At 73.2% G+C, this 13,821-nt stretch carries 10 protein-coding genes and 1 riboswitch; of the genes, 6 read left to right on the top strand and 4 right to left on the bottom strand.

Translation table 11 applies throughout. The annotated features are described in order from the left end of the window. Positions 1 to 13 precede the first annotated feature (13 nt). Positions 14 to 1,261 carry a citrate synthase gene (locus ABZ716_RS07425; protein WP_358957346.1) on the bottom strand — a complete coding sequence of 416 codons (1,248 nt, stop codon included), beginning with the start codon at positions 1,259 to 1,261 and terminating at the stop codon, positions 14 to 16. A 54-nt stretch (positions 1,262 to 1,315) separates the two neighbouring features. Between ABZ716_RS07425 and ABZ716_RS07420 the strand changes: the two genes are divergently transcribed. Together ABZ716_RS07420 and ABZ716_RS07415 are read left to right on the top strand one after the other, a co-directional pair. Continuing rightward, on the top strand, positions 1,316 to 2,482 hold the full coding sequence (locus ABZ716_RS07420; RefSeq protein ID WP_358957343.1) for a citrate synthase/methylcitrate synthase: 1,167 nt from the start codon (positions 1,316 to 1,318) through the stop codon (positions 2,480 to 2,482). A gap of 14 nt (positions 2,483 to 2,496) precedes the next feature. After that, a complete protein-coding gene (locus ABZ716_RS07415) occupies positions 2,497 to 3,591 on the top strand; it encodes a GTP-binding protein (protein ID WP_358957341.1) in 1,095 nt (364 codons plus the stop codon). Here the strand turns inward: ABZ716_RS07415 and ABZ716_RS07410 are convergent. After that, entirely contained in the window at positions 3,588 to 5,693 is a 2,106-nt protein-coding gene (locus tag ABZ716_RS07410) for a restriction endonuclease (protein WP_358957339.1), read from the bottom strand. The two genes, ABZ716_RS07415 and ABZ716_RS07410, sit on opposite strands and share 4 nt — an antisense overlap. A gap of 100 nt (positions 5,694 to 5,793) precedes the next feature. Next, the gene (locus tag ABZ716_RS07405; RefSeq protein ID WP_358957336.1) at positions 5,794 to 8,250 is read right to left on the bottom strand and encodes a DNA topoisomerase IV subunit A; all 2,457 of its coding nucleotides are present in this window, start codon (positions 8,248 to 8,250) and stop codon (positions 5,794 to 5,796) included. Between the two features lie 263 nt (positions 8,251 to 8,513). Here ABZ716_RS07405 and ABZ716_RS07400 point away from each other — a divergent pair, with 263 nt between their 5' ends. The 4 genes from ABZ716_RS07400 (at position 8,514) to ABZ716_RS07385 (ending at position 13,278) form a co-directional block, all read left to right on the top strand. After that, positions 8,514 to 9,869, top strand: a complete 1,356-nt coding sequence (locus ABZ716_RS07400; protein WP_358812755.1) for a pitrilysin family protein — start codon at positions 8,514 to 8,516, stop codon at positions 9,867 to 9,869. A 20-nt stretch (positions 9,870 to 9,889) separates the two neighbouring features. Next, positions 9,890 to 11,257, top strand: coding sequence for a pitrilysin family protein (locus ABZ716_RS07395; protein ID WP_358812787.1), 1,368 nt, complete (start codon positions 9,890 to 9,892; stop codon positions 11,255 to 11,257). A 216-nt stretch (positions 11,258 to 11,473) separates the two neighbouring features. Beyond that, positions 11,474 to 11,629: riboswitch (cyclic di-AMP (ydaO/yuaA leader) on the top strand. A gap of 13 nt (positions 11,630 to 11,642) precedes the next feature. Then, positions 11,643 to 12,455 (top strand): M23 family metallopeptidase, encoded by an 813-nt coding sequence (locus tag ABZ716_RS07390; protein ID WP_358812756.1) that lies wholly within the window; start codon positions 11,643 to 11,645, stop codon positions 12,453 to 12,455. A 157-nt stretch (positions 12,456 to 12,612) separates the two neighbouring features. Continuing rightward, complete coding sequence (locus tag ABZ716_RS07385) at positions 12,613 to 13,278, top strand: GntR family transcriptional regulator (RefSeq protein ID WP_358957334.1); 666 nt, start codon at positions 12,613 to 12,615, stop codon at positions 13,276 to 13,278. A 173-nt stretch (positions 13,279 to 13,451) separates the two neighbouring features. On the opposite strand, the gene ABZ716_RS07380 is transcribed toward ABZ716_RS07385, so the two are convergent. Beyond that, positions 13,452 to 13,733: an HPr family phosphocarrier protein gene (locus tag ABZ716_RS07380; protein ID WP_358812758.1), complete on the bottom strand. Its 282-nt coding sequence runs from the start codon at positions 13,731 to 13,733 to the stop codon at positions 13,452 to 13,454. Positions 13,734 to 13,821 lie beyond the last annotated feature (88 nt).

The raw sequence follows: 13,821 nt of genomic DNA, 5'->3' as shown, positions 1-13,821 counted from the left end.
CGGGGCGCGGGGATCAGGGGGTCGGGCGGGGCGGGCGGGGGCCCGTGTAGTGGCCGCTCGGGCGCATCCGCAGCGGCCGCTCCTGGTACTCCTCCAGCGCGTGCGCGATCCAGCCCGCCGTCCGGGCCACCGCGAACACCGTCTCCCCGGCCTCGGCGGTCATCCCGCAGGACAGCGTCAGCACCGCCAGCGCCAGGTCCACGTTCGGGTGCAGCCCGTGCCGGGCCATCACCGCCGCCACCTCCCGGGCCGCGCCCAGGGCGGCGGCCGCCCGGGGCAGTTCCTCCAGCCGCTCGTACAGCACCCGCGCGCGGGGGTCCTCGCCGTGGTAGAGGCGGTGGCCGAACCCCGGCACCCGGCGGCCCGCGCGCAGGTGTTCCGCCACCACCGGTGCGGCGCCGCCCCGTTCCAGCACCTCCGCCAGCATCCGGTGCGCGAGCCGGCCCGCCGCCCCGTGCAGGGGGCCCTCCAGTGTGCCCAGCCCGGCCGAGACCACCGCGTACGGGTGGGCCCGCGCGGAGGCGGCGACCCGTACGGCCAGGGTGGAGGCGGCCAGGTCGTGGTCGACCAGGAGGGCCAGGGCGAGGTCCAGCACGTCCAGGGCCACCGGATCGGGATCCTGCGCGGTCAGCCGGGACCACAGCCCCCAGGCCAGCCGCCCGTCGCCCGGCTGCGCCGGGGCCACCTCGGGCAGGGCCCCGACCAGCGTCGGGATCAGGCAGCGCGCGGAGCCCAGTACGGCCTCCTCCGACAGGTCGAAGCGCAGCGGGTCCGCGACCGCGGCGGCGGCGACCGCGACCCGGAGCAGGTCCAGCGGGCCGCCGTGCTCGGGCATGGCGGCCACCGCCCGCCGGGCGGCGGCGAGCGGCTCCGGGGGAGCGGTGAACCGGGCCCCCCGCACCAGGGTGCCCGTCCAGAGCCACTCGGCGACCTCCTCGAAGGCGTACCGGGAGGCGAGTTCCACCGCGTCCACCCCGCGGAACCAGTACCGGTCCGGCCCGCTCTCGATGAGGGTGAGCGCCGTGCTCACGGACAGCTCCCCGGCGGCCGGGCCCGCCGCCTCGCGCCGGCTGCGTCGGGCCAGCGCCTCCACCTCGGCGGCGTCGAAGGTGCTGCCCCGGCCGACCGGGTCGCGGCGGCTGCCGAGCTGGCCGCGGCTGACGTAGGCGTACACGGTCGCCGGCTTCACCCCGAGGAGCCGGGCGGCCTCCTGCGTACTGATCCGTCGGGAGGGGGCATCGGACGGGCGGTCGTCGCTCATGAGTCCCAGCCTACATAGATTGATTCAATCAATATTGACATCGATCTAGTCAAGATGGATGGTCGATCCATGAACACCACCGTCGAAGTGCCCCGCGGTCTCGCGGGAGTCGTTGTCACCGAGACCCAGCTCGGTGACGTCCGTGGCCGCGAAGGCTTCTACCACTACCGCCAGTACTCGGCCGTGGAACTGGCCGCCTCCCGCACCTTCGAGGACGTCTGGCACCTGATGTTCCGCGGCACCCTCCCGGCCGGACCCGCCGAGCGGGACGCCTTCGCCGCCGAGATCGCCCCGCTGCGCCACCTCCCCGCCGAGGTACGGGACGCCCTGCCCGCCCTCGCCCGGGCCACCGCCCTCTCCGGCCCCCTCGCCGGCCTGCGCACCGCGCTCTCCCTCCTCGGCGCCTCCGCCGGATTCCGCCCCGTCTACGACCTCGACCCCGGCCGCCGGGCCGCCGACGCGCTCGCCGCCTGCGCCGCCGTACCGACCCTGCTCACCGCCCTGCACCGGCTCGGAGCGGGCCTGGAGCCGGTCGCCCCGCGCGACGACCTCCCGTACGCCGCCAACTACCTGTGGATGCTGACCGGCGAGGAGCCCGACCCCGTCAAGGCCCGCGCCGTCGAGCGGTACCTGATCTCCACCGTCGACCACGGCTTCAACGCCTCCACCTTCACCGCCCGCGTCATCGCCTCCACCGGCGCCGACGTCGCGGCCTGCCTCACCGGGGCCGTCGGCGCCCTCTCCGGCCCGCTGCACGGCGGCGCGCCCAGCCGGGCCCTGGACACCCTCGACGCCATCGGCACCGCCGACCGCATCGGCCCCTGGATCCGCGAGCGGGTCCTCGCGGGCGACCGGATCATGGGCTTCGGGCACCCTGTCTACCGCACCGAGGACCCGCGTTCGCGGATGCTGCGGGACATCGCCCGGGAGTTCGGCGGGCCGCTCGTGGAATTCGCCGTGGAGGTCGAGCGGCAGGTGGAGGAGATCCTCGCCGAGCTCAAGCCGGGCCGGGAACTGCACACCAACGTGGAGTTCTACGCGGGCGTGGTCATGGAGCTGTGCGGGCTGCCGCGCGAGATGTTCACCCCCACCTTCTGCGCGGCCCGCGTGGTCGGCTGGAGCGCGAACGTCCTGGAACAGGCCGCCGACTCCAAGATCATCCGTCCGGCCGCCCGCTACACCGGCCCCACCCCGCCCCAGCCCGTACCGCCGCTGGGCTGACTACGATCGTCCGGGTGAACAGCGTCCAGCCCATCCCCGTCGTCGTCCTCTCCGGATTCCTCGGCTCCGGCAAGACGACGCTCCTCAACCACCTCCTGGCCCACCGCGGCGGCACCCGCATCGGGGTCGTGGTCAACGACTTCGGCTCGATCGAGATCGACGCGATGTCGGTGGCCGGCCAGGTCGGCGACTCGATGGTCTCGCTCGGCGGCGGCTGCCTGTGCTGCGCGGTCGACGGCAGCGAGCTGGACGCGTACCTGGAGAAGCTGGCCGCGCCCGCGCACCGCATCGACGTCATCGTCATCGAGGCCAGCGGGCTCGCCGAGCCCCAGGAGATGGTGCGGATGCTCGTGGCCAACGAGAACCCGGCCGTCCGCTATGGCGGCCTCGTACAGGTCGTCGACGCCGCCGAGTTCGACGCGACCCGGGCCGCGCACCCGGAGACCGACCGCCACCTGGCCGTCGCCGACCTGGTGGTGCTCAACAAGACCGACCGGGTGGACGCCGCCGAACGGGCCCGGATCGAGGCGGAGGTCGCCGCGCTCGCCGCCCCCGGCACCCCGCTCGTCGGCGCCGACCACGGACGGATCGACCCGGAGCTGCTCTTCGACCGCCGCCCCTGGACCGAGACCCGGGGCCAGCTCTCCTTCGAGGACCTGCTCGCGGAGGCCGGGGACCACGGGCACGAGGACGGCGACCACGGCGGGCACGCGCACACCGCCTACGACAGCGTCTCCTTCACCACCGACCAGGCCCTCTCCCCGCGCCGGTTCATCGACTTCCTCGACGGCCGCCCCGCCGGCCTCTACCGCATCAAGGGCTTCGTCTGGTTCGGGGTCCCCGGCCACCAGGAGCGCTACGAGGTCCACGCGGTCGGCCGCTTCCTGCGGTTCGATCCCGGACCCTGGGGGCGGGGCGAGCCGCGCCGCACCCAGCTGGTCCTCATCGGCCGGGGCATCGACGGCCCCGCCCTGCTGGCCGCACTGGAAGCCTGCCGGGAGCCGGACCCCGGCCGGGCCCGCCCCGAGAGCATGTGGGGAGTGCTGCGCTACGCCCCCCGCCCGGCGGAGGAGGACCCCGCCGGGGACACCACCGACGGACCGGCCTAGGCGACCTCGACCCCGAAGTCGGCCAGCAGGGCCCCCAGGCCCTCGCGGTAGCCCTTGCCGCCGATCACGAAGTCCCAGTCCCCGTTGGCCCGGCGCCGGAACGAGCCCAGCACCAGGGCCGTCTCACCGGCGCGGCCGTCGGAGACCTCCAGGCGGCCCAGCTCCCCGCCCGCCGGGTCCAGCAGCCGGATATGGGCGTCGGTGAAGCCCGCCAGGTCCGCGTCCGGATCGGCCTCGGGGTCCACCGCGGCCACCAGCACCAGCCGGTCGGCCTGCGCCGGCAGCGCGTCGAAGGCCACCTCCAGCGCGGCCCGGTCCGGGGCGGAGTGCGGGCGGGAGCGGACCGAGCCGTCCGGGGTACAGGGGTTGTTGTAGAACACGAAGTGCTCCTCGCTCAGCACCCGGCCGCCCGTGCAGACCAGCGCGCACACGTCCAGCGCCACCGTCCCCGACCAGTGCATACCGAGGACGTTGTGCTCGGCGGGCGGGGCCAGCGGTGTGTCGACCAGGGTCGGCGCCGGGGAGGCCGTCACGGGCGGCCCGGAGGCCGGGCGGCCGGCGGAGGCGGCCGGGCCCAGCCGTCCGCGCAGCCCGTACTGGTGCAGCAGCTCCACCAGATCCGCCCCGGGAACCAACTCCAGCGGCTTGCCGTTGGCAAAGGTGTACGACCCGGGCCCGAAGGACGCGGTGGTGACGAGCACCCCCTTGTTCGCCCCCTTGTCCTGGACCGTGCCGTACAGGTCCCGTACCGCCGTCGGCGGCACGGTGTTGCGGTAGCGCTTGACCTGCACCACGATCCGCCCGCCCCGGATCGGGGCCGGGTCCAGCGCCTCGACGTCCACCCCGCCGTCGCCGGAGCGCTGCGTGGTCACCGCCTCCATGCCCATGGCCCGGAACAGTTCGGCGACCAGGTTCTCGAAGGCGATCGGGTCCATGGTGAAGAGGTCCGGCTCGTCCTCGTCACCTCCGGCGTGCCCGCCGTGGCTGACGACGCCTCCGCCGACCTCGTCGGGCCGTCGCCCCGGACGCACCTCCGTCAGCTGGTCGGGGCGCGCCGACAGCTGCCCGCCCAGCCCCGACACCAGGCAGTCCACCGGGCTGACCTGCTCCAGCCGGAGCCCGGCGAAGGCGCCGCGCCCGGCCGGAAGGGTGGACAGCACGAACCTCGCCTCCTGCCCGGTCGCCGGATCGTGGCAGTCCACGAACCCGTTGACGACGACCGAATCCAGCACCCCGAACTCGTCGGCCGCGTACAGCTCCCGCACCACCAGCAACATGCACTGCGCCAGCAGCTCCCGGTACAGGCCGCGGCGTTCGGTCACGGGCCGGGGCCTGATCCTGTCCTGGTCCATGCTCGGCAGGTACTGGACCGCCCTGGCCTCCGGCACCACCGCGAACCCCGGCAGCTCCCAGTCCAGCACCAGCTGGCGCGCGGCCGGGTCGTAGGCGGCCGTCACCTGGCGCGGCAGCGCCTCGGGCCAGGCGGCGCAGGCGTACAGCGCGGCAGAGAAGTACTCCACCACCGCGTCGGCGCGACCCGCGCGCAGGGCCTCGGCCAGAGCGGCGAGGCCGCTGTTGTGGGCGCGCACCCCGGCGAGTTGTTCCGCCGCCCACCGGTCGTACTGCTCGCGGTACGACGCCAGCTGCTGCCGGCGCTGCGCCTCCGCGGCGTTCGCCGCCTGCCAGGCGGCGGTGTACCGGTCGTGCGCCTCCCGCTCCGCCTGCGCCCGCTGCTGCGAGCCCGCCGGCCAGCTGCCGACCTGCTGCCGGAACTCCTCGATGCGGGGCATCGGCACCGGCTGCCCCAGTGCTCCGGGGTCGAAGGGCTGCAACCACTCGGGCCGCACCAGGGAGGCCACCCGGAACGGGGGAGCCGCGCATCCCGCGACGAGCAGCCCCTTGAGCGTCTCCACCTCGGCCTCGATCTCAGCGGTGCGGCGGGCCGCCTCGGCCTCGCGGTACTGCCGGTGGCTGCGGTTCGCGTCGCGCTCGTAGGCGCGCTGCCGGCGCTCGGCCTCACGCTGTTGGATCACCTGCGTCTGCTGCTGCCGGCGCTGGGACTCGGCCCAGTCCCCGATCACCCCGCCCGCCTGACGAGTCATCAGCTGTGTCTCCCCCCACCGACTCCCGGAAGGAAAACACTAGTCGGCATTCGGGTGGTACGTCCCCCCGGTCGCACCACCCGAATGCCGCCGTACGGTCCTACAGTGCCGCCCCCGCCAGAACCGCGACCCCCGACGGGAGCGCGGTGCCCGAGCCGTCGCGGCGCGGGTCCGGGGCCGGGAGGGCCGCCGGGGTGCCGCCGGCGGTGGCCGCGCGGGCCGGGGCGTTGCCCGCCCAGGCCAAAACCAGCGTGTCCTCACCCTTCAGGAACCGCTGGCAGCGCACGCCGCCCGTGGCCCGCCCCTTGCGCGGGTACTGGTCGAACGGGGTCAGCTTGCCCGAGGCGGGCGAGCCGTCGAGCGTCCCCTGCGAGCCCGCCACGGTGAACACCACGGCGTCACGGGCCGGGTCCACCGCCGAGAAGTGGATCACCTTGGCGTTCCCGGCGAGCTTGATGCCCGCCATACCGCCCGCCGGGCGGCCCTGGGGGCGCACCTGTGCGGCCGGGTAGCGCAGCAGCTGGGCGTCATCGGTGATGAAGACCAGATCCTCCTCGCCGGTGCGCAGCTCGACCGCGCCGACGATCCGGTCCCCCTCCTTGAGGGTGATGACCTCCAGCTCGTCCTTGTTCGCCGGGTAGTCCGGCACGACCCGCTTGACCACACCCTGCTCGGTGCCCAGGGCCAGGCCCTGCGAGGACTCGTCCAGCGAGGTCAGGCAGATGACCGTCTCGTCGGCCAGCAGCCCGGAGAGGAACTCCGCGATCGGCGCCCCGCCCGCCAGGTTCGGCGCGGCGTGCGTGTCCGGCAGCTGGGGCAGGTCGATCACCGAGAGCCGCAGCAGCCGTCCCAAGGAGGTCACCACGCCCACATCGGCCCGGGCCGTCGCCGCCACCTGGGAGACGACCAGGTCGTGCTTGGCGCGGGCCGCGCCCTCGTCCACCGGCAGCAGGTCGGCGTTCGCCGTACGGGCCAGCAGGCCCGTGGACGACAGCAGCACCCGGCAGGGGTCGTCCGCGACCTCCAGCGGGACGGCGGCCACCTGCGTACCGGCCGACTCCAGCAGCACGGTCCGGCGCGGGGTGGCGAACTTCTTGGCGACCGACGCCAGTTCCGAGGAGACCAGCTTGCGCAGCTCCGCGTCCGAATCGAGGATCCGGGTCAGTTCCTCGATCTCCGCGGTCAGCCGGTCGCGCTCCGACTCCAGCTCGATCCGGTCGAAGCGGGTGAGCCGGCGCAGCGGGGTGTCCAGGATGTACTGGGTCTGGATCTCGCTCAGCGAGAAGCGCTCCATCAGGCGCTCCTTGGCCTGCGCGGAGTTGTCGCTGTCGCGGATGAGGCGGATGACCTCGTCGATGTCGAGCAGGGCCACCAGCAGGCCCTCGACCAGGTGCAGCCGGTCGCGGCGCTTGCCGCGGCGGAACTCGCTGCGCCGGCGCACGACCTCGAACCGGTGGTCGAGGTAGACCTCCAGCAGCTCCTTGAGGCCCATCGTCAGCGGCTGGCCGTCGACCAGCGCCACGTTGTTGATGCCGAAGGACTCCTCCATCGGCGTCAGCTTGTACAGCTGCTCCAGTACGGCCTCGGGGTGGAAGCCGTTCTTGATCTCGATGACCAGGCGCAGGCCGTGCGCGCGGTCGGTGAGGTCCTTGACGTCGGCGATGCCCTGGAGCTTCTTGGAGCCGACCAGGTCCTTGATCTTCGCGATGACCTTCTCGGGGCCGACCGCGAAGGGCAGTTCGGTGACGACCAGGCCCTTGCGGCGGGGCGTCACGTCCTCGACGGACACCGTGGCGCGGATCTTGAAGGTGCCGCGGCCGGTCTCGTAGGCGTCCTTGATCCCGGACAGGCCCACGATCCGGCCGCCGGTGGGCAGGTCGGGGCCGGGCACGAAGCGCATCAGCGCTTCCAGGTCCGCGTCCGGGTACCGGATCAGATGGCGGGCGGCCGCGATGACCTCGCCCAGGTTGTGCGGGGCCATGTTCGTCGCCATGCCGACCGCGATCCCGGAGGAGCCGTTGACCAGCAGGTTCGGATAGGCGGCGGGCAGGGTGACGGGCTCGCGCTCCTGGCCGTCGTAGTTGGCGGTGAAGTCGACGGTGTCCTCGTCGATCGACTCCGTCATCAGCGACGTCGCGTCGGCCATCCGGCACTCGGTGTACCGCATGGCGGCCGGCGGGTCGTCGTTGCCGAGGGAACCGAAGTTGCCGTGCCCGTCGACCAGCGGCAGCCGCATGGAGAAGGGCTGGGCCATGCGCACCAGGGCGTCGTAGATCGACTGGTCGCCGTGCGGGTGGAGCTTGCCCATGACCTCGCCGACGACACGGGCGCACTTCACGTAGCCGCGGTCGGGGCGCAGGCCCATCTCGCTCATCTGGTAGACGATGCGCCGGTGCACCGGCTTCATGCCGTCCCGGGCGTCCGGCAGGGCCCGGGAGTAGATCACCGAGTACGCGTACTCGAGGAAGGAGCCCTGCATTTCGTCGACGACGTCGATGTCGAGGATCCGCTCCTCGAAATCCTCCGGCGGCGGGGTCTTCGTGCTGCGGCGGGCCATCGCTGCGGCGCTCCTAACCAAGATATCGGGGGGTGTACGTGCGGGGTGTGCGACGGGGTCGACGCGGACCATTGTGGCCCCAGCCACCGACAACGCCGACCCCGACCCTGGGCGACCCCCTGGATGGGGGCCCCTCCCGGCGGTAGCCGGGTCCCCGGCCGGACGGGGCCGGGGACGGGAACTTCTCCGCGCACCTGCGCGCTTGCATACAGTGGCAGGTCGATAAGAAATCTCTGCATCGCGATCGAAGGGACCACATGCCCATGGGTCACACGGCCACAGCTCAGGCCGGCTCCGGCGGCCTGACAGCGACGGAGCACCGGCTGGCCAACGGCCTGCGCGTGGTGCTCTCCGAAGACCACCTCACCCCGGTCGCCGCCGTCTGCCTCTGGTACGACGTCGGCTCACGCCACGAAGTCAAGGGGCGGACCGGTCTGGCTCACCTCTTCGAGCACCTGATGTTCCAGGGCTCGGCGAGCGTACCGGGCAACGGGCACTTCGAGCTCGTCCAGGGCGCCGGCGGTTCGCTGAACGGCACCACCAGCTTCGAGCGCACCAACTACTTCGAGACGATGCCGGCCCACCAGCTGGAGCTCGCCCTGTGGCTGGAGGCGGACCGCATGGGCTCGCTGCTGGCCGCCCTGGACGAGGAGTCCATGGAGAACCAGCGCGACGTCGTCAAGAACGAGCGCCGCCAGCGCTACGACAACGTCCCGTACGGCACGGCCTTCGAACGGCTGACCGCCCTGGCCTACCCCGAGGGCCACCCGTACCACCACACCCCGATCGGCTCCATGGCCGACCTGGACGCCGCCTCCCTGGAGGACGCGCGGAACTTCTTCCGCACCTACTACGCGCCCAACAACGCCGTCCTGTCGGTCGTGGGCGACATCGACCCCGAGCGCACCCTCGCCTGGATCGAGAAGTACTTCGGCAGCATCCCGGCGCACGACGGCAAGCAGCCGCCCCGTGACGGCAGCCTGCCCGAGATCATGGGCGCCCAGCTCCGCGAGGAGATCGTCGAGGAGGTCCCGGCCCGCGCGCTGATGGCGGCCTACCGGCTCCCGCACGACGGCACCCGTGAGTGCGATGCCGCCGACGTGGCGCTGACGATCCTCGGCGGCGGCGAGTCCTCCCGCCTGCACAACCGCCTGGTCCGCCGCGACCAGAGCGCCGTCGCGGCCGGCTTCGGCCTGCTGCGCCTGGCCGGCGCGCCCTCCCTGGGCTGGCTGGACGTCAAGACCTCCAGCGGCGTCGAGGTGCCCGCCATCGAGGCGGCCGTCGACGAGGAGCTCGCCCGGTTCGCCGCCGAGGGCCCCACGGCCGACGAGATGGAGCGCGCGCAGGCGCAGCTGGAGCGCGAGTGGCTGGACCGGCTGGGCACCGTCGCCGGCCGCGCCGACGAACTGTGCCGCTTCGCGGTGCTGTTCGGTGACCCGCAGCTGGCCCTGACGGCCGTCCAGCGCGTCCTGGACGTCACCGCCGAGGAGGTGCAGGCCGTGGCCGCGGCCCGGCTGCGCCCGGACAACCGCGCGGTGCTGGTCTACGAGCCGCTGCCCGGCGCCGCGGACACCGACGAGAGCGACGAGAGCCACGAGAGCGAGGGGGCGGAGCAGTGAGCGACACCGCAGCCGTCACGATGACCTTCCACCCGCGTCCGCAGGCCGGTGAGGCCACGCCGTGGGCCTTCCCCGCCCCCGAGCGCTCCACCCTCGGCAACGGCCTGACCCTGCTGCGCTGCCACCGCCCCGGCCAGCAGGTCGTCGCGGTCGAGGTCAACCTCAAGGCGCCGCTGGACGCCGAACCCGAGGGACTCGACGGCGTGGCCACCATCATGGCCCGCGCCCTGTCGGAGGGCACCGACAAGCACTCCGCCGAGGAGTTCGCCGCCGAGCTGGAGCGCTGCGGCGCCACCCTCGACGCCCACGCCGACCACCCCGGCCTGCGCGTCTCCCTGGAGGTTCCCGCCTCCCGCCTGGCCAAGGCGCTCGGGCTGCTCGCCGAGGCGCTGCGCGCCCCCGCCTTCGACGAGGGCGAGGTCGGCCGCCTGGTGCGCAACCGGCTCGACGAGATCCCGCACGAGCAGGCCAACCCCCAGCGCCGCGCCGCCAAGGAGCTCTCCAAGGAGCTCTTCCCGGCCTCGCTGCGCATGTCCCGCCCCCGCCAGGGCACCGAGGAGACGGTCGCCCGGATCGACGCCGCCGCCGTACGCGCCTTCTACGAGGCCCACGTACGCCCCTCCACCACCACGGCGGTGGTCGTCGGCGACCTGACCGGCATCGACCTGGACGCCGTCCTCGCCGACACCCTGGGCGCCTGGACGGGCGACACCGCGGCCCCCCGGCCGGTGCCGCCCGTCACGGCCGACGACACGGGCCGCGTGATCATCGTTGACCGGCCCGGCGCGGTCCAGACGCAGCTGCTGATCGGCCGGATCGGGCCCGACCGGCACGACATCGTCTGGGCCCCGCAGGTCCTCGGCACCTACTGCCTGGGCGGCACCCTGACCTCCCGTCTGGACAAGGTCCTGCGCGAGGAGAAGGGCTACACCTACGGCGTGCGCGCCTTCGGCCAGGTGCTGCGCTCCACGGCGGACGGCAAGGGCGCCTCGATGCTCGCCATCAGCGGCTCGGTGGACACCCCGAACACCGGTCCGGCGCTGGAGGACCTGTGGCAGGTGCTGCGCACCCTCGCCGCCGAGGGCCTGACGGACGCCGAGCGCGATGTGGCGGTGCAGAACCTGGTGGGGGTCGCCCCGCTGAAGTTCGAGACGGCCGCCTCGGTCGCCGGGACGCTGGCCGACCAGGTGGAGCAGGAGCTGCCGGACGACTACCAGGCGCGGCTGTACGCGCGGCTGGCCGAAACCGGTACGGCGGAGGCCACTTCGGCGGTCGTGAGCGCCTTCCCGGTGGACCGGCTGGTCACGGTCCTCGTGGGCGACGCGGCGCAGATCGAGGAGCCGGTGCGGGCCCTCGGCATCGGTGAGGTCACCGTCGTCGGCAACTGACCGGCCGATGGCCGTCAACTGACCAACGGCCGGAGCGTTTTCGGAGGGGCCCGGTGGAGCGTCCACCGGGTCCCTCTTTGTCCGTTTGGTGGTGTGGTTTCAGGTATGCGGTGTGGCGTACGCAACAAATTAGCTCGTCTGTTTGGCGATTGACTGATGATCCGCCTAGCGTCATGCGTGCTGTCCGTCAGTTGTGCCAGCCGCACCCGCGGCACCGGGCAGCGATCGCCGAGTCCCCGTCAGGCGCGAGCCTGGGGAGCCGGGGACCCACAGTCCCTGGGGTGAATCGGACCGCCTCGCCAGAGGGGGGCCGTAGGAGACCTTCCTGCTCCGAACCCGTCAGCTAACCCGGTAGGCGAGAAGGAAGGAAAGGATCACCCCCTCCATGGCGTTTGGCAGTCGTGCAGCCGGCTCCGGTTCCGGTAAGCACCGTGGTTCGAGCCGTCTGAGCCGCAAGACCGCCGGGTACGCCGGCATCGCGGCCCTCGCCACCACGGGCGTGGCGGCCACCCTCGCGGCCCCCGCCTTCGCCGCCGACACCCACGGCGGCCCCTCCTTCGAGGACACCGGCGCCCTGAACGCCGTCGTCGTCGCCGACGGCCTCCAGGACGACATCGAGGTCCAGGCCGCGACCCAGCAGAGCGCCGCCGAGGCCGTCGCCGCCCAGGCGCAGGCCGAGGCCGACGCGAAGACGCGCGCCCAGGAGGCGAAGCGCATCGCCGAGGTCAAGGAGAAGGCCGAGCGCGAGGCCGCCGAGAAGGCCGCCCAGGAAGAGGCCCGCAAGCGCCTCAACACCTTCGTGGCCCCGGTCGACAACTCGTACGTCAGCACCCAGTACGGCGCGGGCGGCGGCATGTGGTCCTCCGGCAGCCACACGGGCATCGACTTCCACGCCGACGAGGGCACCTCGGTCCACGCCGTCGGCGCGGGCACCGTCGTCGAGGCCGGCTGGGGCGGCGCCTACGGCAACAACATCGTGATCCGCCACAACGACGGCAGCTACACCCAGTACGGGCACCTGATGTCGCTGAACGTCTCCGTCGGCGAGACCGTCACCGCGGGCCAGCAGATCGGCCTGTCGGGCTCCACCGGCAACTCCAGTGGCCCGCACCTGCACTTCGAGGCCCGCACCGGTGCCACGTACGGCACGGACATCAACCCGCTGGCCTACCTGCGCCAGCACGGTGTCGGCATCTGACCCCACTTTTGCGCGAGAAGGCCCCGGCTCCCCGAGCCGGGGCCTTCTCCGTTTCTCCGCCTTTGTTTACGGCCGTTCTCGGAAATCCCCGCGCATTGTCATAGAGTCGCAGGGGCGGTGTGCCCGATTCGGAACGAAACCCAGCGGAGGTCCGGCCTTGCGTATTCCGGCGCACGCGGTGTGCACAGCCATTCGCGACGATATCGTCTCCGGTTTCTTCGGGCCGGGCGGCCGGCTGACCGAGGAGGTGCTCGCGCGCCGGTACGGGGTCTCGCGGGTGCCGGTGCGGGAGGCGCTGCGCACGCTGGAGTCCGAGGGGTTCGTCACCACGCGGCGGCACGCGGGGGCGTGTGTGGCCGAGCCGAGCGAGCAGGAGGCGGCCGATCTGCTGGAGCTGCGCGTGCTGCTGGAGCCCCTCGCCGCCTCGCGGGCGGCCCGGCGGCGGACCGAGGCGCACCTGAAGGTGCTGCGGGGGCTGGTGCGGCTGGGCCAGGAGCGGGCCAGGCGGGGCCAGGGGGAGGACCTGCGGGCGCTGGGGGGCTGGTTCCACGAGACCCTGGCCCAGGCGTCCGGCAGCCCGGGGCTGATCGCCCTGCTGACGCAGACCCGGCGCAAGATCGCGTGGCTGTACGAGGTGGGCTCGCCCGCCCGGCCGGTGGACTCCTGGGCGGAGCACGGGGCGCTCGTGGACGCGGTGGCGCGGGGGGACGCGGAGCGGGCCAGGGCGGTGGCCGCGCTGCATGTGGAGCGGGCGGCGGCGGTGTTCCGGCCGCGGGTGAGGGAATGGCAACATGCCGTAAACACCGGGAGTGGCCGGAATTAACGCGGGACGCGTATAAAAGGGGGCGCGCCATAATTCCCCCAGGCCGGGGTGCCGCGTTTTTCGGCCAATTCCGCCGAGGCGGATTTCCTGCCGGATTCCGGCGGGCCGCGCGGCCGGCCGTAACGACGAAACCGCGGCCCCCGTGTCATGGGGCCGCGGCTTCGGTGAAGGGGTCAGACCGTTTCGGGGAGTTCTTCCAGGCCCTCCGCGACCAGCTTCGCCAGGCGGTCCAGCGCCACGTCGGCGCCCTCCGCCTCCGACGCCAGGACGACCTCCTCGCCGCCCTGGGCGCCCAGGCCCAGGACCGCCAGCATGGACGCGGCGTTGACGGGCTCGCCGCCCGCCTTCGCGATGGTCACGGGGACGCCGGAAGCGGTCGTCGCGCGGACGAAGATCGACGCGGGACGAGCGTGCAGGCCCTCGGCCCAGCCGACGTTGACACGGCGCTCTGCCATGGTGATGCCCTTCAGGTTCTCGCGGTTGTCTAGACCAGTCTCTCACGCCACCCGGAATGCTCGGGCCGCCCCTCGGCCCTCCTCAGCT

This window comes from Streptomyces sp. NPDC006687 (assembly GCF_040636215.1).
In the GTDB taxonomy this organism is placed as follows: domain Bacteria; phylum Actinomycetota; class Actinomycetes; order Streptomycetales; family Streptomycetaceae; genus Streptomyces.
Note: the sequence above shows the minus strand (reverse complement) of the source record. Positions and strands in the feature narration are given on the sequence as shown.

Excerpts from the sequence above, each read along its gene's own strand:
- ABZ716_RS07410 (WP_358957339.1), bottom strand. The coding sequence starts at position 5,693 with ATGACTCGTCAGGCGGGCGGGGTGATCGGGGACTGGGCCGAGTCCCAG.
- ABZ716_RS07425 (WP_358957346.1), bottom strand. The coding sequence starts at position 1,261 with ATGAGCGACGACCGCCCGTCCGATGCCCCCTCCCGACGGATCAGTACG.
- ABZ716_RS07420 (WP_358957343.1), top strand. The coding sequence starts at position 1,316 with ATGGATGGTCGATCCATGAACACCACCGTCGAAGTGCCCCGCGGTCTC.
- ABZ716_RS07390 (WP_358812756.1), top strand. The coding sequence starts at position 11,643 with ATGGCGTTTGGCAGTCGTGCAGCCGGCTCCGGTTCCGGTAAGCACCGT.
- ABZ716_RS07380 (WP_358812758.1), bottom strand. The coding sequence starts at position 13,733 with ATGGCAGAGCGCCGTGTCAACGTCGGCTGGGCCGAGGGCCTGCACGCT.
- ABZ716_RS07405 (WP_358957336.1), bottom strand. The coding sequence starts at position 8,250 with ATGGCCCGCCGCAGCACGAAGACCCCGCCGCCGGAGGATTTCGAGGAG.
- ABZ716_RS07395 (WP_358812787.1), top strand. The coding sequence starts at position 9,890 with ATGACCTTCCACCCGCGTCCGCAGGCCGGTGAGGCCACGCCGTGGGCC.
- ABZ716_RS07400 (WP_358812755.1), top strand. The coding sequence starts at position 8,514 with ATGGGTCACACGGCCACAGCTCAGGCCGGCTCCGGCGGCCTGACAGCG.